The following is a 25,163-nucleotide window of genomic DNA, read 5'->3' as shown; positions in this document are numbered from 1 at the left end:
TTTTAAAATTATTTTGGATTCCCAGCTAACCTTCTCAATGCTGCACAGAGATATCCTATTTCCTCCTCTGTATTATAATAATGAACAGATGCTCTAATTAACTCTTTAATATTTCTGCTTTCTAAGTCTAGGCGTGCGTACTCTTGTAGAGATATAGTGACATTCATGTTTAATTGAGCTAACTGTTTTTTAAGGGCAGGCGCAGAAAGATTTTCTAAATTGAAAGTAACTAATCCACATTGATTTTCGCCTAAGTCTTGTAATGTAAGCCCCGGTATGTCTGATAATTGTTGACGTAATAGATTTGCTAAATATTTAATTCTAAGCCAAATAACAGGCATACTTAAATCAAGTGCGTATTCTATCGCTTTGGCTAAACCAATCTTGGCAGCAATATTTTGTTCCCACGTTTCAAAACAGCGAGCATCTGTTCTTAATTGATAACTATTCATTGCTGTCCAAGTTGCTGAATGTAGATCAATAAACATGGGTTCGCAATCTTTAAGCATTTTTCTACGAACATATAAAAATCCCGTTCCTCGTGGGCCCCGTAAATATTTACGTCCAGTAGCACAGAGAAAATCACAACCAATGGTTTCCACATCAATAGGCAATTGACCAACTGATTGGATAGCATCCAATAGATATGGAATATTCATTTCGCGAGCAATTTTTCCTACTTCTACAATTGGATTAATCAAGCCACCTTGAGTTGGGACATGTGTAATTGCAATTAACTTAACATCTTTATTTAGTTTCTGTTTTAAATCATCTATATCAACCTGGCCATACTTATCATTTTTTATAACTTCTATAATAATTCCGCATTTTTTAGCTTGTTGTAAGAGTGTTAAATAGTTACTGGCATATTCACTTATACAAGTTAAAACTCTATCGCCTCTTTTTAAAAGCAAACTATGAAAAGCTATAGCCCACGCATGCGTACCATTATCCATAAAAGCAATTTCTTCAGCATGGCTATTAATAAGTCTTGCAGCTAAGGAATAGAAACTTTCAATTTGATCGCTAACCTGTTCAGCCGCTTCATAACCACCTATTTGGACTTCTAAATTAAGGTGAGATTGTAAAGCGTTAATAACAGGGGTAGGCATTAGAGCAGCACCTGCATTATTGAAATGCAGTACATGTTTACAGCCTGGTGTGTCTTTACGTAACTTATTGATAAGCTGTTGATCCATCTTAACTCCTAAAGCTTAACCCTATTTGCCTGGATTAATAGACTTCTACTATAATTTATTGTGCCGATAATCTATTATTAATAAAAAAATTTCAACTGGTAAAAGTTATGGACAACAATAGTAACAATATATTAATTCCAGCAAGCTTAAAACGTCATTGGGGCTGGCTGCTAGGTTTAGGGATTTTATTTATTATCCTGGGCACTTTAGCTTTAGGAACGTTAGTAGCTGTTACTTTAGCAAGCATCATACTCATCGGTGCTATTCTTGTTATTGCTGGGGTCATTCAGCTTATAGATGCTTTTAAATGTAAAGGATGGAAAGCAGTAACCTGGCACATTCTTATTGCTTTGCTTTATATATGGGCAGGTATTTTAATCATTTATGATCCCATATTAGCTTCAACTCTTATAACAGCTTTCTTAGCTTGGCTTTTAATTGCTATTGGTTTTATCCGCTTTATGATGGCTTTTACCCTAAAAAAAACCAAAGGATGGTTTTGGCTTATTTTAGCGGGTATTGCATCTATTATTATGGGTGTTATTATTCTTAGTAGCTGGCCTGTCAGTGGACTTTGGGTTATTGGCCTGCTTATTGCTATTGAGATATTGGTGAGTGGTTGGAGTTATGTTTTTCTTGCCTTAGCGTTACGGCAAACAAAATAGTCTTTAAGGCAAGGTTTTTAAAATTTCTTACTTAAAGATGCTGTATTACATCTCAGTTGGATAATTATGGTAATAGATCAGGTATGTCACTACCTTAGTGAAAAGTTGATCACTTATTAATTATTATTCTGCTATAATTAATTGTCGTAGATTTAGATGTTCATAATAGGATAATTAACTTAAACAAAAAGGAAGAGCATCATGAATAAAGTAATATTAGGATTTTCTATTTTAATGGCAGGAAGCGTTGCTTTTGCTAGCTCAAGCACAAATAATCAAACTCCTAGCACTAACATGAAAGCTAATTGGATGTGTACTACAAATGCTAGTAGCAGCGATGTTGCAACTGACAAAGCAGCTGATGATAAAATGGCACAACAAAAAATGTCAGCTGAAGATGCATTTAAATTTGCTTCTAAGCATTGCCGTGATTGCACTAAAATTACTTGTGAAGTACAAAACGATGATAACAGTTCAACTACTTCTGGTAATTCCACTACTTCAGGTACTACTGGTACTAATCCATAATAGAAAAGGGCTCGTAGAGCCCTTTTTATTATCTTTGCTTTAATATGCTTCTCTCGCCTTTTACCCTTTTAAATAGTCCTCATAAGCAGATTTTAGAAGGTATATCAAATCTTCTGTTAATAAAAATTGATATTTATCATGTTTTCCTAGCCAAAGACCTGCGAAATCGAAAAGGCTTTTTTTCTTACACATACTTCTTAAATAAGTAGTCGCATAGTGTTGTATTGGAAAAGGATAATCCGCTTTCATTAAACTGTTTACTAAAAGATTTTCTATACTGCGTACCCATTTACCTGTAATAGCATCGGTAAGCTTCGTTTTAATTAAGGGTTGATTTGCTAAAATATATTGTATACATTCTCTACTTAATAAGCTTAAATTACTAAGCATAAAAAGTGTGCCTAATTGTACTAATGCCCCCTCTTTCCAGTAAAATTTAATATTTTTTAAATTAATTCCGCCAGCAGCAATTATAGGTAAATTTAGTGTTAAATTTTTAACTTGTTTTAGCAGTTCTAAGGTAGTTATCTCATTAGGCTTGTTGATTAAAAAACTACCTTGATGGCCACCAGCTTCTGTTCCTTGTAAAATTAATGCATCTGCACCTTGCGCTGCAGCATATTGCGCTTCATCCAAACTACAGCAATTTACCAGTAATTTTATCCCATGCATTTTTATGTACTTAATTATATCAGCATCAAAAATACCGAAAGTAGTACTGACAATAGGTACTTTATGTTTAATAAATAATTGGACAAAACTTTCTTGATGAATTGTTTTTGGAATGATAAATGTTTTTTTTGGCGCCAGCCCTGCCTTTTTCTCTAACATTAAAATGGTTTTAGGTTTTGGTAAAAGTTGCTCTTTACATCGAGGCTCTTCAATAAAAATATTAACTATGTAAGGACGAGAAGTAAGCGATTTAACCGCTAAAATTAATTTTTCACAGTCTTCTAAATTAAGATATCCACTTGCAATTGAACCTAACATTCCAGCATTTGAAACCATAGCTGTTAATTCAGGCGATACGATACCGCCGGCCATTGGTGCCTGAATAATAGGATATGGAATCGAGGCAAATAAATTAGATTTCTTCACGTTTAATCCATTTTATTTATCTAGTCAAAATTACCAATTAAGTAACCAATCGGCCTTAAAGGTTTAATTTCATCACAGATAACTTTAACAATTGCTAGCACTGGAAGAGCAAACATAACACCTGTAATGCCTAATAATAATCCGCCAATAAACAAACCGAGAATAGCGGCAAAGGGATTAACACTTACTTGTTTACCTACAATATTAGGTGTTAAGAAATTACCCTCTAAGAATTGTACTAACATAAAAACAAGGATAACGCCTAACATATACCAGAGAGATCCCGTCGTTAGCAAAGCAAAAATTGCAGGAAGCAATGAGCCAATAAAAATGCCGATATAGGGAATCAATGTAAGAATCGCTCCCATTACGCCAAAAAGAACAGCGTGTTCAATCCCTAAGATCCAAAGCCCAAGAGTATTTAATAAAGCGACAACAAACATGACCAAAAACAAACCAAATATATAATTTTCTACTACAATTTGAACTCGCTTTAAAATGACTTTTAAGGAAGCATGATTCTTGGATTGAGTAATTTTAAAAAGAAATAAAACAAGGTTTTTTCGATAGTAAAGCAGAAAGAACAGCACAGTAGCAAAAATTAAAAACGCTGTAAAAACGGAAGCCGTGAAAGACATAGTTCGCCTAACTAAAAAAGTACTATTCCTTACTACTGATGTAAAGCCTTCCATAAGAATAGATTGTTGTTGCTCCTGACTAACTCCTAAGATGCTTGTAATCCAGTTTTGTATCTTTGTAGGAATACCGACTATATTTTGACTAAAATTGTCCAATTCAAAATCGATACTACGCACTTGTTCTTGAAAAAAAACAACCAATACGACAAGAATAAGTATAAGCAACAATACTGAAACAATTGTACTTAATAATCTTGGCACTTTATACTTTTCAAGTATCGAGGCAAAAGGTTTTAATGCTAATGCAAGGATAAGCGCTGCTAAAAAAGGATTAAATAAAGTTGCTGATACAGATAAGAGATAACCTGTAAGCATAATACTAGCTAAAAGGTAAAAATACTTTTTTAAAAAGGTCATTTTTGTTTCTTATAATAGGCCAAATTCTATCATATAGGATTTATTTGAAATATTTAATGGGGTATTTTTAACTAAAGTTAAAGCGAGATTATTAAATAGATTTCTTTGCTAAGTCGGCTGTAAATAGAAAACTCTAGTCAAAATTAAGTTGTAAACCACTTATGAGTCTCTGTTCTTGGTAATGCCTCAACGCCATGTCCATCAATAAAGGCGACCAATGCCCAGCGCGCAAATGGCTGCCCAATTAAATTTTCATCAAGCTGAATTACATCATGCCAAGCTGGAAATAGGTCTGAGGTATTAATTATTTTTTGATAATTTGATGAAAGCATAAAAATAGCATGATTAGGTTTATGTTTTATTATTTTTAAATCACGTGGATCTCTACCAATTCTTAAACCAGGACAACTTTCTGCAATAGCTAAGGTAAAAGAGCCCGCATCATAATGAGGTTTAGCTAGATATTTTCCTGATTGCTGCCAATCATATTTTAAAAACCTTAAAAGGATATGTGATTTACTTGTTGCAAATATTTTATCAACTATCCCCGGATAGACGGGCTCAAGTAATGTAAAAATATTAAGTACAAAATTATAAACTATATCCCAAATTAGCCTGGCTTGATGTAAAAAATTGGCCACGATTTGTTGCTCAGCTAAATAACCTTGAAACCTATCGAAAATAGCTGGATGGAAATGAAAAAATTCCTTATTGTCGTTATAAATATGGTCATCTGCTTGCCGTTGCTGATAACCAACATCACCTCGGCGGTGATTAGGCGCTATGGAGAAATTAATAACTTGTTTAATTTCCTTAGGTTCATCTAGAAATTGGAAAAAGGCTATTATTGCTTGCTCGATTTGCGCCTCAGTAAGATCAAATGGCAGTTGTATATAACTCTGTTGCTTTAATTCTTCTAAGATTTGCTTTGTTGTTGCCATCTTTATTTAAAATATTAATGTATATTAGAAATTAATCTTACTTTTCTCCTGTTACTAAATAAAGTGAAAGATTAAATTTATAAATGCCTTGCCAATACTCCTGGCATTTTTTTTCATACCAATTAACCATAGCTTCATTAATCAATTTTATTTCAGAGTTTGAAATTTGGCCTTGATAAAATGCAATACCATTTACAAATTTTTTAAAAATTTCTAAATTTGGTAATACTAAAGATTCTTCAATCAAGTCAACATTAATTCTTTTACAAGGAATATTGGCTAGATTCGTAGCTAAATTATTAAGTTCTTTATAATCCACTGGTGCCTCAAAATGGCGAAGACTTGCAAATTTCCCCGACTCCTTAATTGCATAATAAGCCATAATATAAGGATCATCTCCAGCAGGAAAAATGGTAAAAATCTGGCCGCCTGGTTTAAGTGCGCGGACAATATTGGTAAATGCCTTTTTAATGTCTGTCGCCCATTGCAAACACCAAAAAGACACAACCTGATCAAATTGATTAGTATAAGACATATCAAGTACATTATTTTTTTGTACGGCAAAATTAGAATAATCTTTACAGACATCCTGAGCTAAAGAGAGCATATTTTCTGACGCATCTATTCCCAATACTGACCCTTGAGGCACTTTATCAAGGATTTTGCGTGTGTAATTACCATCACCGCAGCCGATATCTAAAACATCATCCGTTGGTTTAAGTTGCAAACTTGAAAGTAAATGATCTGCAATAGTTGCTTGTATATAAGAACCAACTGCATAGTCTTGGGCAGGCCATTCCGCGTTTAGCATTTGCTATCCTTATAAATTGCTAAATTTTTAATTAAATATTTTCTAAAAGCTTAACAAGTAAATTTTAATTTAAAAGAAATTTTCTACATTTACTTTATTTTTAAAATCATAAATTGTCTAATTTTATTTAAAAATAGCATGACTCGTATTTTTTTAAACCATCAAATACAGCTAATCCAATTTAATTTAGAACAATTTTTAAATATTCTGTTTGTTTTTAAATCAAATATTAACTTAAATTTAAATACATTGGGTTTACTTAAGCAATCCTTAAGCTTTCAAAAGTATAATGCAGCGCATATTGTTTGACTATAAAACAAAAAAAGGTATTCTGTGCCAATTCATGTCTTTGTAGGAGCCGGCCCTGCCAATTTACACCGTGCTTTAAAGGTTAGAAAACTTAATCCCAATGCTCAAATTGTTATCCTAGATCGTGTTTAAATCCTGACAGTCATAGCATTGATAGAAAGTTATCGCGGGCCAATATTTTTCGCTTCGAACAAGAAGATGTGACAGAGAAATTAATTGATAATGGTATTGATAAACAAGCATTAGATAAACTAATGCATGAACGAAGATTTTCTGTTGCGCAAGGTTTCCAACAAGGTGATGATTCTGTCTTTGCTGCTAAGCCTTTCAGCCAAATTCAAATCCGTGATTTACAACAAATACTGCTTGATACCCTTTGGGAACAAGGCAATATCCGACTTCTTAACCGCAATCTTGACTTAAATGAGTCTATTACTGATCAAGTTCTTAATCTTATAGAAGATTTTCAACTTACCGACAATGATATCCAAATTCATGTCGCAACGGGTGTACTAAGAGGTAATTCAAAAAGGCATGAAATTATTTATCCCGATCAGAAAACTTATCAGATGGATAATGCAACACCAGATGTTGCAGCAATGCCGGTCGTACCTGTTCATGGAACAACCACCTTCTTTATAAAAAACGAATTTGATAGGGAAATCATTAGCTGTAATACCTTAGAGCAAAATCAGCGCTCACTCGATTTAACGCCATGGCAAGAACCATTAAAACAATTTGGCTGGAATCTAATACGACCTCCACGCATCCGTGTTTTCTATGCCAATGATATATTATATATTGGTGCAGAAATTCCTATTTCGATGATGAGCCTAGATGATGCATTTTTTATACCGAAAATTGCTGATTATATACGACAAATTGCAAAACTAGTCTTTCCTACATTACCTATAGATAGTTTAGAAGCAAATGAAGTATTACGCTCAAGGTTTCCAACAGGACGTGGCGAGAGCGGCCAAGTTATTTCTTCTACTACAATTGACTTAGACAATCCACAAAAATTAAATGTTATTATTTTTAATAATGGTGATAGTCGATACCTTCCTCATTACCAAACTGGTAGTGGTTTTGTAACTGGCTTTTTACAAAATGAAATATATGCTGAAATTTATCAACATCAAACTCTTAAAGCTTTATTTGAGTGGGCATATGAGAAAAAAAATATTGATAAAACAATCGATTTTGAAAAATTTCGTGAGCAGTATCAACGGCTAACAAAAACTCAGGATGAAACGATTATCTTACGTGCCGCCCAACAAGAATTGTATATGGCATTAACGCGTGATGTCATTGAAGAAAATAAAAATAAAGTAGGTAGATATTTTAATGCCATACATCAACAAACTTTATTCTTAATGCCTGAATATTTTAATGAATTCTTGCATGAGTTCAGAAAATATCATCCAACCTCAGCTATTTTACCTTTAAACTTTACCCAAGAATCCGATAAAACTATAGCTATTTTAGCTATGTTAAAATTAGGTAATCCTAATTTTTTAAGAGCAATTTTACCACGCTTTCTTAATGATGATATTAGTGGAATTAAAGATGAACAACTATTAAATTTAAGTAAGGCTTATTTAGATGATTTACTGCGTAACTCACCATCTGCAGTTGAAGAATTGAATAATTTTGAGCGCAAAACTGAATTTTTAGTTAAATTAAATAAACTTAACTTTACCGAAATCCTTGCCGATTATAATCGGTTACATAAGACGAGTTATCAAGAAAGCGACTTCCCTCAAAGTAATCGTCTAATCGCCTTGGTAGAAATGCTTAACCGTAGCAAAACTACAAAAGGTATAGCGTTTATACGAAACATTTTACTACCTAAATTAGTGGAAAATGATATTTCGCAATATACTGATGAGGATATTTTAGCTTTTAAAGATCAGCTTACTGAGAATTATATTGACTATATTGATGTAGATCATTTAGCAACAACAATACTTACTCAGCTTGATCTTACTAAACTTAAATTGCCTAAAAATTATTTAATTAAATTTAACCGGCTAGACCCACAAGAGAATCAAGTTCGCTTAATTGCAGCCTTAGCGCAAAAAAATAATAGTGGATTAGTTGAGTCTATAATACGCCAATTAAATTTTCCTCTTATCGATAAAGAAGCTGATCAACAAGCAATAGGTTTAAGATGGGCAAAAGCACTTTTAATTGAGAAATGTAGTCATCCGATTGAAGGTTACTCGATAGAAGCAGACATTAATAAATTAATACAATGTAGTGATAGAAAAGAGTTAGTTAAAAGACTTAATGGTGTTAAAGAAGTTCTTACAGGACACAAAGAGTTACATCAACGCGCTGCTTTATCTTTTTTTAAAGGTAAACACAGCAATACCATTAATGAATTTTTCCTTGCCTTGGATAAGTTAGTTTCCCAACAAGATTTAACTATAGAAACATTACAATTAGAAGCTTTAAATTTATTATTTAACTTTCATGCTAAACTTAAAGCAGGTCATTCAGTAAGAACAATTGCTGTTTTAAAAGACGCTATTATTAACAATAAACCTGTGCTAATGGAAAACAATTTTACCCATCTAGCTAGTATTTAAATTAATTAAATAGCGGGAAAATATTGCCTCGCTATTTATGAATGCACATAATTCCTAAGCGTATTTTTTTTTTGCATTGTGCTATTATATCATCAATTGATTTCCTAATAATTATTATTGTCTTTTTCTACTATGCTTTCAATTTGGGAAGAAAATCCAAAAGCGCCTATTTCGCTCTTGTTTCTGCATGGGCATTGCACGAATAAAACGTTCTTTTCTCAGCAAATAAATACCGATATTTTTAAAAACTATCACCGTATTGCAATTGATTTACCTGGCTATGGTCAAAGCCCACCTCCTCTTTCACCACTGCAAACTTATAATTTTCCAGGCTTTGCTGAGGCAATTATTGCTGCGTTGCAATCCTTATCAATCGAAAAATTAGTAATTATCGGCTGGTCTTTAGGCGGGCATGTCGCTTTAGAAATGGTTGATAGAGTTCCGCAACTGATAGGTTTACTACTTACAGGCACTCCACCTTTAGAAGTTTCCTTGCAAGGGATCCAAAAAGGCTTTAAGGCCCTTGATTCAAAAATCATGGACTGCTTTGGCAAAGCGCATTTAACGTATGATGAGGCACAATTACTAGCAAGTGTTTCTGGCTATGACGCTCGTGCTGAAAAAGAATTTTTAGTTGATGCCATACTTAATACGGATGAAGACGCGCGTGTACTTTATCCGCAATCAATAATTGATGGTATAGGTAGAAATCAGTGTAATATTGTTGCGAATTGGGATAAGCCTATCGCAATAATAGGTGGTGAAAACGATATTGCAATTAATTATGATTATATTCAACAGGAAATAAAATTTAAGAAACTTTGGCGAAATAAAATCCAACTTATTAAGAACGCAGGACATGCAGTCATGCTTGATAAACCTGATGAATTTAATGAGCTGCTATTAAAATTTATCCATGATTTATAATTAATGTATTTCAGAGCCCTACCTTAAATTAGTCCTAATCTCGGATAGAATTTTAATAAATAAAAGTTAGTAACTGTTCAAGGGGTATATAATTAAGGAACATTAAGCCCTCTGTCGTTTCCGCGCGGCATTGTTGCGTAGATAATAAATGTCTTTCCCGCGCAGGCAGGAATCCATCTAGAAATTAACTTCAGTGCTAATTGATGAATAGATCCCCGCCTGCGCGGAGATGACATAGAATTACTTTTGGTTATAATTAACTCTAAAAACTTATCCATGCAACAATGCCTTACATTAAGTCAGCACGGAAGTTAATTTTTAGATAGGTTCCCGCCTGCGCGGGAACAACAATTCAAATAAATTGACCTATAAACAGAAACATTTGAATACGCGTTGAATGGTTATAAAAGTTATAGATTTAATTTTCAATTAAAGACAATTCTTCGCCATCTTGTTCAAAATAATTAGCCACTAAAGCAGGCGTGACTGCACTTAAACTATTGGGTGACCAGCGTGGGTTTTTATCTTTATCAATTAACAACGCTCTTATGCCTTCATAAAAGTCATGATCACGCATAAAATGAGTTACTAAGCGATAGTCCATTTTTACACAATCAGCCATAGACAGTGATTTAGCTCGCCTAATTTGTTCAAAGCTGACAGCTAAACTTAAAGGAGATTTTTGCTCTAGAATTTGTAGCGTGGTTAAAGCCCAAGAATCCTCACTTTTTCTTAACGCTGTCATGATGTTTTGTACGCTAGACTCTGAGAAGTATTGATTAATTTTCTCAATATTGGGAAATGTTATTTTAGAATGCGTTGCAATTTGTTGTAAAAATATTTTTGTTTGTTGATGAGCATTATTACTTAAATCTAAGTTATGCAAACCAGAAATAATTTCTGTAAACTTTTCATTGTTAGCAACATAATCTACTAAACCTGCAGTATAAGCTTCTTCAGCGTTTAAACGATTACCCGTTAAAGCTAGATATAAACCAATCTCGCCGGGACAGCGAGATAAAAGGTAGCTTGCGCCAATATCGGGAAATAATCCAATACCAGTCTCTGGCATTGCAAAGACGAATTGCTCCTGTGCAACAGCATAAGAACCATGTAAAGAAATGCCAACACCGCCACCCATAGTAATACCATTAAGCAGAGCAATATAAGGCTTTTTTAATTGATGAATATAATGATTTAATCGATATTCATGCCAAAAAAATTGCATTTGTTCTGCTTTATTTTTTAAACCTGTCTCATAAAGCCAGCGTACATCACCGCCTGCACAAAATGCTTTACCTGGTTCAGCTTGAATAATAATAGCCTGAACTGAATTATCTTTTTCCCACAATAACAATTGATGTTGTATAGCTTGAATCATAGGTAAATTAATTGCGTTTAATGCTTGTGGGCGCGCTAATGTAATAATCCCAAGTTGGTTTTGGCATTCGAAGCGAACGTCTGTCATGTTTTAAACCCCTTTAAATGACGCAGGCCTTTTATTTAAAAACGCATCGACCCCTTCAGCTTTATCTTCACTCGCACATACTTTTGCAAAATGAACTGCTTCAAGATGTAATGCATCACTTAAGGATAAGTCATAACCTCGATCAATCACTTCCATAATGCTTGTGGCAGCAATAGGTGCCATAGAAATTAGATTTTTCAAAATCTGATTTGCCTTCTCAAGCAATAAATCAGGTTCAACAACTTCACTAACTAATCCCCAAGCCAGTGCAGTTTGTGCATCAATGAAGCGGCCTGTTAAACATAAATCAAGCGCACGACCCTTACCTACCAAACGAGCTAAACGTTGGGTGCCACCATACCCAGGAATGACGCCTAATTTAATTTCAGGCTGACCAAATTGAGCATTCATGGAAGCAATACGCATCGTAGCAGCCATCGCTAGTTCACAGCCACCACCAAAAGCAAAACCGTTAATTGCAGCAAGAGAAGGTTTGCCCATTGTTTCAAGTTGGCGAAACACTTCTTGTCCATAACAAGCAAATTGATAGCCACTTTGTGCATCACACTCTGCTAAACGATTAATATCTGCTCCTGCACAAAATGCTTTGCCATTTCCTGTAATTAATAACGCTTTAACTTCTGCATTATATTTAGCTTGCTCAATTATTTCTTGCAAGGTTTGTAATACTTCTTCATTAAGTGCATTTAACTTTTCAGGACGATTAAAGGTTATGGTTAAAATTCCCTTATCTAAGTTCCTCTCTACAATACTCATTTATAATGCTCCTTTTAATAGAGCTCTTGCATAACCTATCTCTTTTATGCAAGTGCTGCGCTCTAAGAATTTCTCTGGTGCTCATTTATTGCATGTAAACTCCGCTTCTCGAAACACTTGCGCCTTGCACTTACATAAAATACGCAGGTTATATTAGAGATCTAATCAATAAAAAATTCTTCATCTAATACAGATTTAGCAATAATTTCACGCATAATTTCATTTGTTCCTTCCAGTATTTGATGAACTCGCAAATCACGAAATATGCGCTCTATTTGATAATCATGCAAATAACCATACCCGCCATGTAATTGCATGGCCTTGTCACTAATACGAAAAGCAACATCTGTTGCTAATCGCTTGGCCATGGCGCAATACATAGGTGCCTGTTTGTCTTGTTTATCTAAAGCATCGGCAGCCCGGTAAACCATTAAGCGAGCAGCCTCAAAGTCTGTAAGCATATCGGCAAAATAGAAACGTAATGCTTGCATTTGAGTTAGTGGTTTACCAAATTGTTTACGCTCTTTTAAATAAGCTTGCGCTAAACGTAAACATGCGGTGGCGCCCCCAAGCGAGCAAGATGCAATATTAACGCGACCACCATTTAAGGCATTAAGGGCAATTTTAAAGCCCATACCTTCATCACCAATTCGATTACTAATAGGAATCCGACAATTCTCAAAATAGAGCATGCAGGTTGGCTGATTTCGCCAACCTAGTTTTTTTTCTAACTTACCAAAACTTAAACCGGGCGTGCCTTTCTCTACTAATAAACAAGAAATGCCATGATGAGACTCGTCACCGGTGCGGACCATACAAAGGTAAACATCACTTACACTGCCGCCGGAAATAAATGCCTTTGTACCATTGACAATATAATCTTGCCCATCTTTTACAGCATGCGTTTTAAGAGAAGCCGCATCTGAACCTGAATCTGGTTCTGTTAAACAATAACTACCTATTACTTCCATAGATGTTAAACGTGGACCCCAAAACTTACGTAATGAAGCATCTGCGTACTTATCAATTAAGGAGGTAACCATATTGTGAATAGAAAGGTAAGCGCTTGTGGTGATACATCCAGCAGCTAACTGTTCAAAGATAAGAGCCGCGTCTAAACGCTTCAGATTAGATCCGCCAATATCTTCCGCAGCGACCATTCCAGCCATACCAAGTTCTGCAGCTTCGCGTAAAATCTCTATAGGAAAATAACTTTGCTCATCCCATTCAGCAGCCTTAGGAGCAAGTTTATTACGTGCAAACTCTCTAGCCATGTCACGAAATGCCGAGTGCTCTTCACTATAGTAGAAATCCATAAGCCTATCCTTAATTTAAGTTATATCCATCTAATTTAGATATAATAAAGTTTTGTTACCGCTTTTTGCTTCTGTTAATTTAAAATTGACAGAGCTTCACTGTGACTCGTTTTTAAAATGACTTAGAATAAAAATTAAGGGATGTAAAAACAAGTCCTTTAAGTAATATGAATAAAATCATCCTAACTGTTAATTCGGCAGGTAAATTAACTAGTTTACTTTAAATTATAAAATTTTCTATTTTTATGATGGATAGCCGCTGATGCAATCATAAACTTTATTCTGGTGTATAGACGGTAACTTAAGGGAAAAGCAATTGGATTATAGAATATACGAATACAAATACGAGTAAATAAGAAATCAGGGCATATCTTAGAATAAATCTCAGACATTATTGAAGGAGAACAGGAACTGTAAATTTGGCCGGCATTCAGCCAGATATTTTATTGGTTACATAACAGTGCAATTTTTATCTTCCCCGGGTTCTTGAGCAGATAAATCAACTTTCTTGCCGAGCACTTCACCTGAGATAAATGTTAGGTCATTAACATTGGCAATAGCATACTTGAATTCTTTAGTTTGCTGTTGTTCAAGTGAAAAATTAGATACCCTGGTTAATTCCTTTGCCTGCTCAATAGACAAATTAATAATTTTCTTAGGTTGCACTTCTAAAATAATAGCAGACATACCAGGATCATGGCTTAGAGGCATCAGCGTAGTAAACTTAGCATAACTTCTTGCTTCCTTTTCACTATCAAATATTTTTACTGTTGAAATATTTCTTAATTCTTTTTCAATATCATTTTTTCCTATTTTTTTAGCAACAGGGTTAGACTTAAACATACTTACCTCACTGGTAACTATCCTTGGGCCTATAGCATAATATGTTATATTGTCCCGAAATTGTTTTTCTCCCTCTTTAGGCTCTGCTACCATTTCAATATCTTCACCTTTACGCTCCATAACAACAATCCCCACGTAATTTATACTGTTCTAATAGCATGATATAAATTATTAATCAATCTATTAATTATTTAAACAAATAGATAAGAATTTAAGCTAATATTATTTTTTACATAATCGTGATAAAAGACTAATTAAGTTAATTTATTCAAAATATTGAAGGAGTTAAACGAACCTAAACATATATGCCGCTATTTATAAAATCGGCAAGTTGATAGACAAATTATATCTACCTGAGTCAACTCACTATTCACTTTTTTATATTTAATCTTTGGTATTTGTTTTAAGTTTCCTGTTAGCTAATCTAAAGCTAAACCGGAGGAACTTAGTTTTCTGTATCTAAAATAATATTGATGCTCCTATCATTTCTTATAAATATAAATAAAATCAAAAACTTAAGTATTATAAAAGACACTTATACGTATGAAATTAATTATTTTATTTACGAGAGTAGAGATAAAAATGTTATTATTGCCAATTTTCGGTGTCCGTTAAATAAAAAGAAAAGCGCATGGAAACTTTGTCCAATCCTCAAATAAATTTAATTGATCCTTCAACTACTTTAAAAACTTATTTTGGCTTTACCAAATTTAGAGGGTTACAAGAGTCTATTATTAATGATTTGCTAGCAGGAGATGACTTACTCGTTTTAATGCCTACCGGCGGTGGAAAATCATTATGCTATCAAATTCCAGCACTTATTCTCAAAGGCATAACTATTGTTGTCTCTCCCTTAATTTCTTTGATGGAAGATCAAGTTGCGGCTTTAAAATTACAAGGAATTCGCGCAGCCTATTATAATTCTTCTTTAGACAGTGAAGAATCTCGACAAGTTCTTGCTGACCTCCATAATGATCAATTGGATTTATTATATGTCGCCCCAGAACGTTTAATTAGTCCTGCCTTTTTGGACCGTTTAGATGAATGCCGTATTGCTTTGTTTGCTATTGATGAGGCCCATTGTATTTCACAATGGGGTCATGATTTTCGTCCTGAATATGCCCTTTTGGGTAAATTAAAACTTCATTTTCCAGAGATTCCTATTATTGCCCTTACCGCCACCGCCGACCAACAAACTCGACTAGATATTGTTGCTAAATTAAATTACAAGCCTAAGATTTACTTAGCTTCTTTTAATCGACCTAATATTCATTATTCGGTCACACTTAAAAATAATGCTTTTAGACAGCTCCAAAGTTTTTTAGAAACGCAGCGCTCGCAAGCCGGTATCATTTACTGTGGAACTCGCAATACAGTTGATAAATTAGCCGAAAAATTAAAAGCCGCAGGATTTGCAGCACGAGGATATCACGCAGGTCTTTCTTACTCAGATAGACGGGAAGTACAAACTTTATTTCGTTATGATAGGATAGAGCTGGTAGTAGCAACGGTAGCTTTTGGAATGGGGATTGATAAACCTAATGTTCGTTTTGTTGTCCATTATGATTTACCTAAAACAATAGAAAGTTATTACCAAGAAACGGGTCGCGCTGGGCGTGATGGCTTACCAGCTAGAGCACTTTTACTTTATGATCCAGCAGACAGTGCACGTTTACGAAGCTTAGTGGCAACGATAGAAGATAATCATAAACAGCATATTGAAATTGCCAAACTAAATCACATGTTAGCTTTTGCCCAGGGCAATCACTGCCGTAGGCAAATTTTACTTCGCTATTTTGATGAAGAGTACGATTCAGACTGTAATTACTGTGACATTTGTGATAACCCACCTGTTTTGCAAGATACAACGGAAGATGCACAAAAATTATTGTCATGTATTTATCGTTTAAGGCAAAACTATGGTATGGCTTATACAATAGATGTATTACGTGGCAGCACAGCTGATAAAATTAAACAAGCAGGGCATGATAAATTAAGTACCTATGGCATAGGTAAAGATAAACCAGCTTACTACTGGAAACAACTTGCTTGGCAATTAATTCATCAAGATTACTGTTATCAAGATATCAATCACTTTAATGTTTTACGTTTAAAAAACAAAGCTATATTCGTTTTAAAAGGTGAAGAAAGAATCAAACTTGCTATTTTCAATATTGATAAAGCTGATGTAACCAAAATACAAGAAAAAGCTAAATTGCCATCATTAAAGAACAACCCCTTATTTGAAAAATTACGTACTTTAAGAAGACAAATTGCTGAGGAAGAAAATAAGCCACCGTTTATGATTTTTAGTGATAGCACGTTACAGGAAATGGCTATAAAAAAACCACAAAGTTTAGAGCAATTGTTATCTATTTCAGGGGTAGGTAAATATAAATTAGATCATTATGGAAAAGCGTTTTTAAAGATTTTGCAAGAAACTTCAGAAGCCTATGAGCCAGTAACTTAATTTTAACCGCTTTGATTTGTCATCATTTAAACAAATATTAATTAAATTTAACAAAATGGTCTAATATTTAATAATAGTTTATATATTTTGCTTGGACTATGCCTGACTTAGACCCCTTTTTCTACTTATTACAAACCGTAAGTAAGCGCGTTTACCAAGAAACCCCTACAGGGAATATAGAGGTTAATGAGTTAATAAAGCAAAAACCTTATTGGATTCCTGCCTCTTTGCCTAAAAAACAGCAGCCTAAAAAGATAATTCTTGCTGATTGGAGTGCTAGAAATTGGTCTGAGGATAAAATAAGTGCTGTAATTGAAGAGCTAACCAAACTCATTGACGCTGGTTTTTCTGTTTCAATATGGCAAGCAGGTCAGTTAACTCCCTTAACAAAAGATAATTTAACTATTCTTCGAGATAAAAGAATACGTACTGCTATGATACCTGCTTATCCTGATGAAATTAGAGCACCTAATAAGCACTATAATCAGGACAATAGTCTTATTTTAGATGACTACTGGGTTTCTTATTTAGTGGAAAATAAGCCTACCTTAACAGAAGGTCGTGGATTAAAAATAAGTGATTACTTAAGCTTAACTGAAAGTGAGCAGGCAAAAGTCATCGCTATTTTACAACAAGCTACCCCTCCTTTTACGTATCTTATTCATGATATTTTTTCAAGCGAAGCCAATACCGCTTGTAAGCAATTTCAGGAGAAATTCCCCTTTATACCTATTAAAACGAAATATGAATCAATCTCTTTTTTAAATTTCGAGCAAGAAGAAGTTATCAAAAATTTTATTCTACATGGAATACCCATTGTTCTAGAGGGATTTACATTAACCCAAGAGGATTTAAAAACTCTAACATACTTTAATTCTAACTTAACGATACAGCCATTAGTATTACAATCGTTATTTAAAATCGCACCTAAGCTTAGGACTTTGCAAATTAAACTAGATTCTCAAGACATTAACCTTGAAAAAGAAAGCCTTAGTAACCTGCAAGAAATTTATTTTGCAGGCATCAATTTTGTAAATCTACAAAAATTTATTCTAGCAGCATCTAATTTAAGATCGTTAAATTTAAATCATGCCTTTGTGCTGCAAGAAAGATTAAATATTGATTTGAAAAATTTAATTAGTTTAGAGGAATTAACTTTATCATGCGCTTTTAATGGTGAGGGGTTTTATAGGGAAAATATTAATTTATTAATTGCAGCTGCAAGTCAACTTAAAAAAATTTCTATAGAAAGTTACACGCCTGAATCTATAACAACACTTAGTCATCTAGAACACTTATCTGTATCCTATAGTGCTATTTCACAGGATCTTTTACAGAAAATATTTTCTGCTTGTCCTATTCGAATATTTCAAGCAAGTCATATGAAAGAAATAAATCTAAGCAATGAGGAAATTGAATTAAATACGCAAAATGTAGAAGAAGTTGAATTAAGTGATTGTAAATTTAGTGCATCTACAATTAATTCACTTCTTAAGGCTGCTTTTAAACTTAGAAAACTATCTATCAGAAATTCTAAAAATGATATTCATTTACAACTTGAAAAAGGTAGCTTAAGCCACTTAACCGAGGTGGAATTTTCTAATACCTCCATGTCTGCTGATAATTTATCAATATTGTTATTAGCTGCACCCAATCTAACTAGCTTAAGTATAGAGAGAAATCTGCTATTAGATATCCCATTGAAAATAGATTTACAAGCAACAAAACTTGAAGAGATAATCGCTATTAAAAGCAATATTTCAATTGCAAATTTACAAGTAATCTTGCGTGCCTCGCCTAAGCTAAAAAAATTAAGTTTAGCCCAGTGCACAAATTTAAATGAAGCACTAAACTTAACACAGGGCAGCTTACCTGATTTAGAACATTTAACTTTAGACGGTAGTAACATTAATAAATCAAGTTTAGATGCACTACTTTTAGCCTCACCTAAATTAAGAGAGATTAGCTTAATAAGGTGTTCAGAATTATCGGGCGACTGGAAACTTAGCCAGCAAAATTTAGCTAACCTTGAAATATTTAAGGCCAATGGCACCAGAATTAATATATCAACTGTACAATCCATATTAACTAAAGCGATAAAAATTAAAGAATTATCTTTAAGTGAATGTCAAAACTTAACAGGTGAATTAGCTCTCCCCAAGCAAAGCCTACTATATTTAGAAAAAATAGATTTGAGCTATAATACTTGCACAAGTTTTAACCTAGAAATTTTATTAAAAGCTGCTCCTCAAGTTAAAACACTAATTCTAGGCCCTTTAAGTCATCCTTCTAATTTAAATCTTCCAATACAAAGCCTTAAAAGCTTAGAAGAGGTTCAATTAGCGACTGAAAGTAATCATGCTATTCAAGCTTTACTAACAGCAGCGCCTAATCTTAAGATAGTTAATTTCTGTAAAAGCGTGGCGTCACTAAATGATTTGGCTCTTGAAGAGAAAAGTCTAAAGCAGCTAGAGGTCTTAAATCTTAAATATAGCCATATTTCTATTTTAGGCTTAAAAGGGTTACTTAAAGCTGCTCCTAACCTTATTTCTCTTGATTTAGAATCTTGCCCTGCCCTCCATGGCCAACTTAATCTCCCTATCAATAGTTTATCAAAACTACAAGATTTAAACCTAGGCTCAAGTTCTTTAAATCCTGATGGTTTAGTAAGTATTTTAAGAGCAGCACCGAAAATAGTTAATCTTGATTTTAGACATTGTCAGCCATTAATGGGTCAAATTAAAATCCCAGAGCGTAGCCTTTTATATTTAGAAACCATTAATTTAATTAACACTAAAATTACACCCAACGATTTAAAGGCGTTACTGTTAGCAGCTCCCAACCTTAAAACCATTAACTTAAATAATTGTAGTATTGATTATAAGCAGATTAAACAGGATGCGCAGTTAAAACAATTATTAGAAAAAATTCAGGTCATTGGCATTAATCTGGATGTAGTTCCTAAAGATGAAAAGGCTGACAAATCAGCAAATAAAGATGAAAATATTAATCGTAATAGGAACTCTCGAGATGCCATAATTACTCTACCCAATCTAGAAGACTCATCATTAGATCGCCCATTTAATCCAACGGAGCAAAGAAATTTTGTGCCTACACCCGATGAATTTGAATTTCATTATCGGGGATTACATAAAACAAAAAATCAAGGCATGATCATTGAAAAATTATCACAGTACTTAACTTTAAAGGGACAACATTTAGCGACTATTTCTAAAATGCAAGATGGCATTTGTAACGCTCTAACTCATCTTTTTCAGGAGAGAGATCATAATGAGTGGAATACTTTTATTGATACCATTGCTAATTGGGATGGAACGCAAGAAAACGTAAATCCATCACTTCAAAAATATTTTGATGAATTACATGGCTTTGTTAAGAACTACCAGTTAAATCCTAAGAAGGTAGATCAGCAATATTTAGGGGATAATTTAGCCGATTTTTTAAAACTTAGACTACCTGCCATTTTAAATAATGCTTGGCATGCTATTGCTATACAACCTTTACCAAGCGGTAAATGGCTTGTTTATGATCCTAATTTTACACTAGGAGCACGTGAAGTTGAGAATCATCGATTAATAGAAACCATTCATATGGCATTAGGTAATTTAGTTGGAGTGGAGGCACCTTCGGTAAAAATTAAACCTAAAGTAAAAGATCCAGCCATTTTTTTAGAGGAAGGCGGATTATTAATTTTAAGTAATTACAATAATCGTACAGAGATATTATCTCAATTAACGCCTCTGAAAAATCTCTCAATTGCAGCCCTGGAAGGCATCTTACTTCGTAATAATGAAGGAATACCAGCGTGGGTTATTGGCTTAAAGAATCCTGAACTGCAAGGATTTACGCACCTGTTGCTGCAACAATTTATGGAAAAAAATTCTGAAAATACAGCAACATTACGAGACAGTATTGCTCATTTAAGTGAATTTCAACGTCATGAAATCCTGACCTATCTCCCATTAATTAAACCTTTTAAAATTAATACTAAGCCTATAAATCGTACTGCTAAAAAAGAAAAAATTATTAATTTAGCCGACCTTGTTCACGATCCTAATTTACTATTAAAAGGATATGAAAAAGCTTTTACTACATGGAGGCCAACAAAAGCAATAGCTGATAATCTCTTAAGTTATACTCAATCCTGTATCCAGCCTTTAGCTGAGAACAAAAAACGTTTAATAAAGGTCAATGACACCAAGGAGGTCACGGCAGTAATTTATGCTTTAGAAAGTCATTGTCAATCAAAAAGACGGCCAGTTTTTCGAGTTGATAGCCCTGATGATTTAATTTGCTCATCACCCTTTATATCTTATGATAGTGGTAACAACACCGGCCAATTAAAAAAAGGCCCTGGTGGGCGACTATATGATTTTTTAACAACTCATAAAGGCGAATCACCGGTTATTCTGGTTAATTATGATCGCTTTTCAGCCAGTGATTTAGTCCGCTTTAATACCTTGTTAGACGAAAAACGTCAAGCCGACGGTACTCTTTTACCAGAAGATACTTTGGTAATTGGGGTAATCAATACTAAGAAACCTGACTGCTATCAAGGCTCAGATTTTTATTCTCGTTTTAAAATTATTGAAAATTGCCCTATTGCGCATGAGCCTTTAGTAAAGGTCGTTCCTAACTTAAGTATTCCTAAAGCAATTTTTAAGGAGTACCCATCTAGTGATAACCCTACCATTATTAACCTTTATCACGCTGCAGATTGGGAAACCCAATTATTAGGCCAGTGGACATTGTCTGGTGATCAATTAACTTTTAAGGAAGGAAAATTAGCTAAAGCAATAGATAGCGGGAAACATATTCAACTTCATAATGCTCCTTGGCATGACGAATCCTTTGTTCGGTTTTGGCAAGATGCCTATTTCCGAGGCTCAATTCAAACACCAGGCCCATCTATAAAATTTCCACAAGAAATCACGCTGGCCAAACATGAAGGTTATGAATGGGGTACTTTAGAAAAGTTCATAACATTGCATCCTGGTCTCTCTAAAGAAACTCAAACGGTTTTAAATCCAACCTCCTATGGCGATTTTCTAAGTCGTTATACTGTAGTTGGCCAAGGTATTAAACTAATACCAGGTATTATTGAAGAGAATAAAGGTTCAACATTAGACATCAATGTTACCCGCTCTCTTAGTCAACATGAATGGGCCAGACTAATAAATACCTGCCAAGTTCATGGCGTAAAACTAGCAGTACACTGTGCGCCTGGGGTTGCTCTACCTTCTGAACTGGGCAGTACTCAATTAGTAGAATCTTCATCATCCTCTCTAAATAAATGGACAGGTGAACTAAGTCAAACTCAAGTGCTAGTAAGTTCAGAGTTAGACACAACCATAGCACAAATAACACAAAACGGAAGCTGGGAAGTCATTGATGTTTCTGAATGTAAACCTTCAGATTTACTTTATCGCTTACATGGTAAGTTTAAGGAAAAAGAATTACGCTTTGAATTCAGCGGCGAAAATAAAGCACTTTTGCAAGCCTTAGCACTAAAGAAAAAAGTGCTGTTAAAAGGAGAATTCTCTGTAGAATTGCAAGATGCACTAGCTCCTTTACTTTTACAGCGTCTAAATAACAACTCTTCTGATGGACAATTAGTTTTAATCACTAGTAAAGCTGACAATTTTCATTTTGCAAATCCGCAACAGCATCATGTCAGCGTAAAAGATAAACAATCCCAATTAAATGTTGATGAAGCAGCGGTTTCACAACTAGCTCCCTATCTTGAGCATGAATCATTAAGTCAGCTTAAAGCTCGTACTCGTCATTTAACCCAACACCCAAAATCTAACAGCGATGAGGCTTGGCAAGGCATCTATGATTTACCAATAAACTTTCGTGAGCTTCCTAATTTTAATCCAGAATCTAGCCAAGCTGAAGCAGAAAAATTTAGTAAAGCAAGACGCAATCAAATTCTTAAGATTTTAAAGCATTCACCCTTTGTATTTTTAACTGGGCTTTCGGGTGTAGGTAAGTCAACGTTTGTCGAAAATGAGTTATTAGAAAAAGATGAAGGAAAATTGTATATCGGTGAAACCAATATTACTGATTGGGCCACCAGTTCAGTTTTAGGGAAAAAAATTCTGTTTTTGGATGAAGCTAACTTAAGTCAAAAGCAATTTAGTGAATTTGAAGGACTATTTAATAAACCGCCTACTATTTTGATAGATGGAGTAATGCATACTTTAACTGATAAGCATCAAGTTATTTTTGCCGGAAATCCCTTAAGTTATGGTGATGAGCGACAACTTGCTCCCTTTTTCAAACGACATGGCAATACTGTCGTCTTTAACCCTCTACCACCGGCTGTTTTGTATGAAAAAATTTTAAAGCCAGTTTTTGAAAATACCCCACTCAGTGCTCAACAACAAACCATCAACAAACATATTCTAGAATCCTATCGCTTCTTATGTGCCTACTCAACAAATGATATTTTAATTACGCCTCGTGAGTTACAAATGATGGCCCTTTTAGTGGTGGCACAATATAATAAAAATCCAACTATCAATATTGAGTCGCTTACAAAGCAAATCATCTCTGAAATAGCACGCCCCCTTGTACCCACTAATCATTTGGAAAATTTTGATAAGCAATATATACCTGCGCCCAGTCCGCCTGTAACCAATATTCAAACTCTACGTGCAGGAAAAAAAGAATTCTTTATTACCTCTTCAAGACACGCACTTACCAAACAACTTAATGATTTACTAGATTTATGTGAATTGCGAGACAGTAAAAAAGAGAATTTTAATGTTATACAACGATTTGGTGGTCTAGGAGGGATTATTATTGAAGGTGATCCTGGGATTGGTAAAAGTGATCTTCTGCAAGCACTATTTGCCGCTCGCGGTTATGAGCAAGCGCAACTTAAAGACGAAAATCCGAAAGATAAACCTTTCTATATTATTCCAATTAGTATGTCGATTAATGAAAAAGAAAAATTACTCCTAAGAGCATTTGATGAGGGCGCTAAAGTAATTTTAGAAGAAGTTAATAGCTCACCTATGATGGAAAAACTTCTAAATAGCTTGTTGATGGGCAAAACACCTGAAGGTAATCTTCCTAAAAAACCCGGCTTTATGATTTTTGGAACCCAAAACCCTACTTCAATGGCTGGGCGACGCGCTGCAAGTACCGCTCTTTCCAGGCGCTTAATCACCACCATCCTCACACCTTATCCTACTTCAGAGATGATAGCCATTTTAGTACATAAAGGCCTTCCTAAAACCCGAGCTGAGGTGATGGTTAAAGCCTTTGAAAATCAATTAGCCTATGCTCAACAACATCATTTATCACCGCCACCTAATTTCCGAAATTTAATACATTTAGCAGAATTAGAAATCGAACACTTATCACCCTCAAAGGCTTTAGAATTTTCTTCCCAAGTAGAAACAGCAAAAAACTCAGATGCCATTCAAAACATTCAACAAAATCAATCTCTGGCGTCCAATACATTAGCAGGCATACATAATCCACAGGCTTTTCTTATCCAGGTAGTCAACAATTACATCAAATCTCGTGAGAATCAAAATGAAGTCATATTACCTTTTCAATTTACTAAAAAAGAAAAACTGCAGGCAGCAAGACAATTAATTACTGCCCTAGAGAATACCAGTACGTTTATTTCATCTAAAGATAGAAAAGCCTTAATTCAAGGTAGTTTATGTGAAGCTATACAAAATGTTTTAACATCTGAAATTTGTCAAACAAAGTTTCAAGGTCAACTGCAAGCAAAAAAACCTATTAATTCTGTTAATGAGCTGATTGATTTTTTAAATCAACAAAATCCTAAAGAGACATTACGTCATTTGCTAAAAGATTATGTTAGCCAATATGAATCTGGTCAAAAAACTTCTACAATATCTTTTTTTAATCAAAAAACCACTTCAATATCCCTCGCTAGAAAGTTAATTACAAAACTTCAAAGTGGTGATTTGTTCGAGATAAGCGGAGTTGACTATTTAATGCAAGGAGCCCTAGGTAGTCAAATAAAAGAACTTATGAAAAATTATGAAAAAATTAATGGTATTAAAATAAATGATCTTAAGCAATTGATTAATATTTGCCAAGCTCCTATACAATCTGAATCTCAAGCCTTGGATATATTTTAGATAGGCTAAGGT

Annotated in this window: 15 protein-coding genes; 6 read left to right on the top strand and 9 right to left on the bottom strand. The window is 34.1% G+C overall.

Features of this window, described 5'->3' with window-relative positions; all coding sequences use genetic code 11:
* Positions 1–8 precede the first annotated feature (8 nt).
* Positions 9–1,199: an aminotransferase class V-fold PLP-dependent enzyme gene (locus tag DYH30_RS04860; protein WP_115330565.1), complete on the bottom strand. Its 1,191-nt coding sequence runs from the start codon at positions 1,197–1,199 to the stop codon at positions 9–11.
* Between the two features lie 107 nt (positions 1,200–1,306).
* On the opposite strand from DYH30_RS04860, the gene DYH30_RS04855 reads away from it, so the two are divergent.
* Both DYH30_RS04855 and DYH30_RS04850 read left to right on the top strand, forming a co-directional pair.
* Complete coding sequence (locus tag DYH30_RS04855) at positions 1,307–1,864, top strand: HdeD family acid-resistance protein (RefSeq protein WP_115330564.1); 558 nt, start codon at positions 1,307–1,309, stop codon at positions 1,862–1,864.
* Between the two features lie 201 nt (positions 1,865–2,065).
* The gene (locus tag DYH30_RS04850; protein ID WP_242604748.1) at positions 2,066–2,392 is read left to right on the top strand and encodes a hypothetical protein; all 327 of its coding nucleotides are present in this window, start codon (positions 2,066–2,068) and stop codon (positions 2,390–2,392) included.
* A gap of 60 nt (positions 2,393–2,452) precedes the next feature.
* Here the strand turns inward: DYH30_RS04850 and DYH30_RS04845 are convergent, their stop codons facing one another.
* From DYH30_RS04845 to DYH30_RS04830, 4 genes are all read right to left on the bottom strand, one after another.
* Positions 2,453–3,490 carry an NAD(P)H-dependent flavin oxidoreductase gene (locus tag DYH30_RS04845; RefSeq protein WP_115330563.1) on the bottom strand — a complete coding sequence of 346 codons (1,038 nt, stop codon included), beginning with the start codon at positions 3,488–3,490 and terminating at the stop codon, positions 2,453–2,455.
* 20 nt (positions 3,491–3,510) lie between these two features.
* Positions 3,511–4,545 (bottom strand): AI-2E family transporter, encoded by a 1,035-nt coding sequence (locus DYH30_RS04840; RefSeq protein ID WP_115330562.1) that lies wholly within the window; start codon positions 4,543–4,545, stop codon positions 3,511–3,513.
* Positions 4,546–4,688: 143 nt separating this feature from the next.
* Entirely contained in the window at positions 4,689–5,486 is a 798-nt protein-coding gene (locus DYH30_RS04835; RefSeq protein ID WP_115330561.1) for a hypothetical protein, read from the bottom strand.
* Between the two features lie 37 nt (positions 5,487–5,523).
* Positions 5,524–6,297, bottom strand: a complete 774-nt coding sequence (locus DYH30_RS04830) for a class I SAM-dependent methyltransferase (RefSeq protein ID WP_115330560.1) — start codon at positions 6,295–6,297, stop codon at positions 5,524–5,526.
* A gap of 509 nt (positions 6,298–6,806) precedes the next feature.
* Between DYH30_RS04830 and DYH30_RS04825 the strand changes: the two genes are divergently transcribed.
* Together DYH30_RS04825 and DYH30_RS04820 are read left to right on the top strand one after the other, a co-directional pair.
* Positions 6,807–9,200, top strand: coding sequence for a hypothetical protein (locus DYH30_RS04825; protein WP_115330559.1), 2,394 nt, complete (start codon positions 6,807–6,809; stop codon positions 9,198–9,200).
* Between the two features lie 117 nt (positions 9,201–9,317).
* The gene (locus DYH30_RS04820) at positions 9,318–10,127 is read left to right on the top strand and encodes an alpha/beta fold hydrolase (protein WP_147285954.1); all 810 of its coding nucleotides are present in this window, start codon (positions 9,318–9,320) and stop codon (positions 10,125–10,127) included.
* A 418-nt stretch (positions 10,128–10,545) separates the two neighbouring features.
* Here DYH30_RS04820 and DYH30_RS04815 read toward each other — a convergent pair whose 3' ends face one another.
* From DYH30_RS04815 to DYH30_RS04800, 4 genes are all read right to left on the bottom strand, one after another.
* Positions 10,546–11,595 carry an enoyl-CoA hydratase/isomerase family protein gene (locus DYH30_RS04815; protein ID WP_115330557.1) on the bottom strand — a complete coding sequence of 350 codons (1,050 nt, stop codon included), beginning with the start codon at positions 11,593–11,595 and terminating at the stop codon, positions 10,546–10,548.
* 3 nt (positions 11,596–11,598) lie between these two features.
* Positions 11,599–12,372 (bottom strand): enoyl-CoA hydratase/isomerase family protein, encoded by a 774-nt coding sequence (locus DYH30_RS04810; protein ID WP_115330556.1) that lies wholly within the window; start codon positions 12,370–12,372, stop codon positions 11,599–11,601.
* Positions 12,373–12,533: 161 nt separating this feature from the next.
* Positions 12,534–13,688 carry an acyl-CoA dehydrogenase family protein gene (locus tag DYH30_RS04805; RefSeq protein WP_115330555.1) on the bottom strand — a complete coding sequence of 385 codons (1,155 nt, stop codon included), beginning with the start codon at positions 13,686–13,688 and terminating at the stop codon, positions 12,534–12,536.
* A 450-nt stretch (positions 13,689–14,138) separates the two neighbouring features.
* The gene (locus DYH30_RS04800; protein WP_115330554.1) at positions 14,139–14,651 is read right to left on the bottom strand and encodes a hypothetical protein; all 513 of its coding nucleotides are present in this window, start codon (positions 14,649–14,651) and stop codon (positions 14,139–14,141) included.
* 511 nt (positions 14,652–15,162) lie between these two features.
* On the opposite strand from DYH30_RS04800, the gene recQ reads away from it, so the two are divergent.
* Both recQ and DYH30_RS04790 read left to right on the top strand, forming a co-directional pair.
* Entirely contained in the window at positions 15,163–17,001 is a 1,839-nt protein-coding gene (gene recQ, locus DYH30_RS04795; RefSeq protein ID WP_115330553.1) for a DNA helicase RecQ, read from the top strand.
* Positions 17,002–17,099: 98 nt separating this feature from the next.
* Positions 17,100–25,151: a hypothetical protein gene (locus DYH30_RS04790; RefSeq protein ID WP_115330552.1), complete on the top strand. Its 8,052-nt coding sequence runs from the start codon at positions 17,100–17,102 to the stop codon at positions 25,149–25,151.
* Positions 25,152–25,163: the final 12 nt, after the last annotated feature.

It is taken from the genome of Legionella busanensis (genome assembly GCF_900461525.1).
GTDB classification, from domain to species: domain Bacteria; phylum Pseudomonadota; class Gammaproteobacteria; order Legionellales; family Legionellaceae; genus Legionella_C; species Legionella_C busanensis.
This window is presented reverse-complemented; position numbering and strand designations above follow the sequence as displayed.

What these genes read in the sequence shown, in the direction of transcription:
- DYH30_RS04855 (WP_115330564.1), top strand. Translation starts at nt 1,307, where the DNA reads ATGGACAACAATAGTAACAATATATTAATTCCAGCAAGCTTAAAACGT.
- DYH30_RS04840 (WP_115330562.1), bottom strand. Translation starts at nt 4,545, where the DNA reads ATGACCTTTTTAAAAAAGTATTTTTACCTTTTAGCTAGTATTATGCTT.
- DYH30_RS04810 (WP_115330556.1), bottom strand. Translation starts at nt 12,372, where the DNA reads ATGAGTATTGTAGAGAGGAACTTAGATAAGGGAATTTTAACCATAACC.
- DYH30_RS04835 (WP_115330561.1), bottom strand. Translation starts at nt 5,486, where the DNA reads ATGGCAACAACAAAGCAAATCTTAGAAGAATTAAAGCAACAGAGTTAT.
- DYH30_RS04830 (WP_115330560.1), bottom strand. Translation starts at nt 6,297, where the DNA reads ATGCTAAACGCGGAATGGCCTGCCCAAGACTATGCAGTTGGTTCTTAT.
- DYH30_RS04850 (WP_242604748.1), top strand. Translation starts at nt 2,066, where the DNA reads ATGAATAAAGTAATATTAGGATTTTCTATTTTAATGGCAGGAAGCGTT.
- DYH30_RS04815 (WP_115330557.1), bottom strand. Translation starts at nt 11,595, where the DNA reads ATGACAGACGTTCGCTTCGAATGCCAAAACCAACTTGGGATTATTACA.
- DYH30_RS04860 (WP_115330565.1), bottom strand. Translation starts at nt 1,199, where the DNA reads ATGGATCAACAGCTTATCAATAAGTTACGTAAAGACACACCAGGCTGT.
- DYH30_RS04790 (WP_115330552.1), top strand. Translation starts at nt 17,100, where the DNA reads ATGCCTGACTTAGACCCCTTTTTCTACTTATTACAAACCGTAAGTAAG.
- DYH30_RS04805 (WP_115330555.1), bottom strand. Translation starts at nt 13,688, where the DNA reads ATGGATTTCTACTATAGTGAAGAGCACTCGGCATTTCGTGACATGGCT.
- DYH30_RS04800 (WP_115330554.1), bottom strand. Translation starts at nt 14,651, where the DNA reads ATGGAGCGTAAAGGTGAAGATATTGAAATGGTAGCAGAGCCTAAAGAG.
- recQ (WP_115330553.1), top strand. Translation starts at nt 15,163, where the DNA reads ATGGAAACTTTGTCCAATCCTCAAATAAATTTAATTGATCCTTCAACT.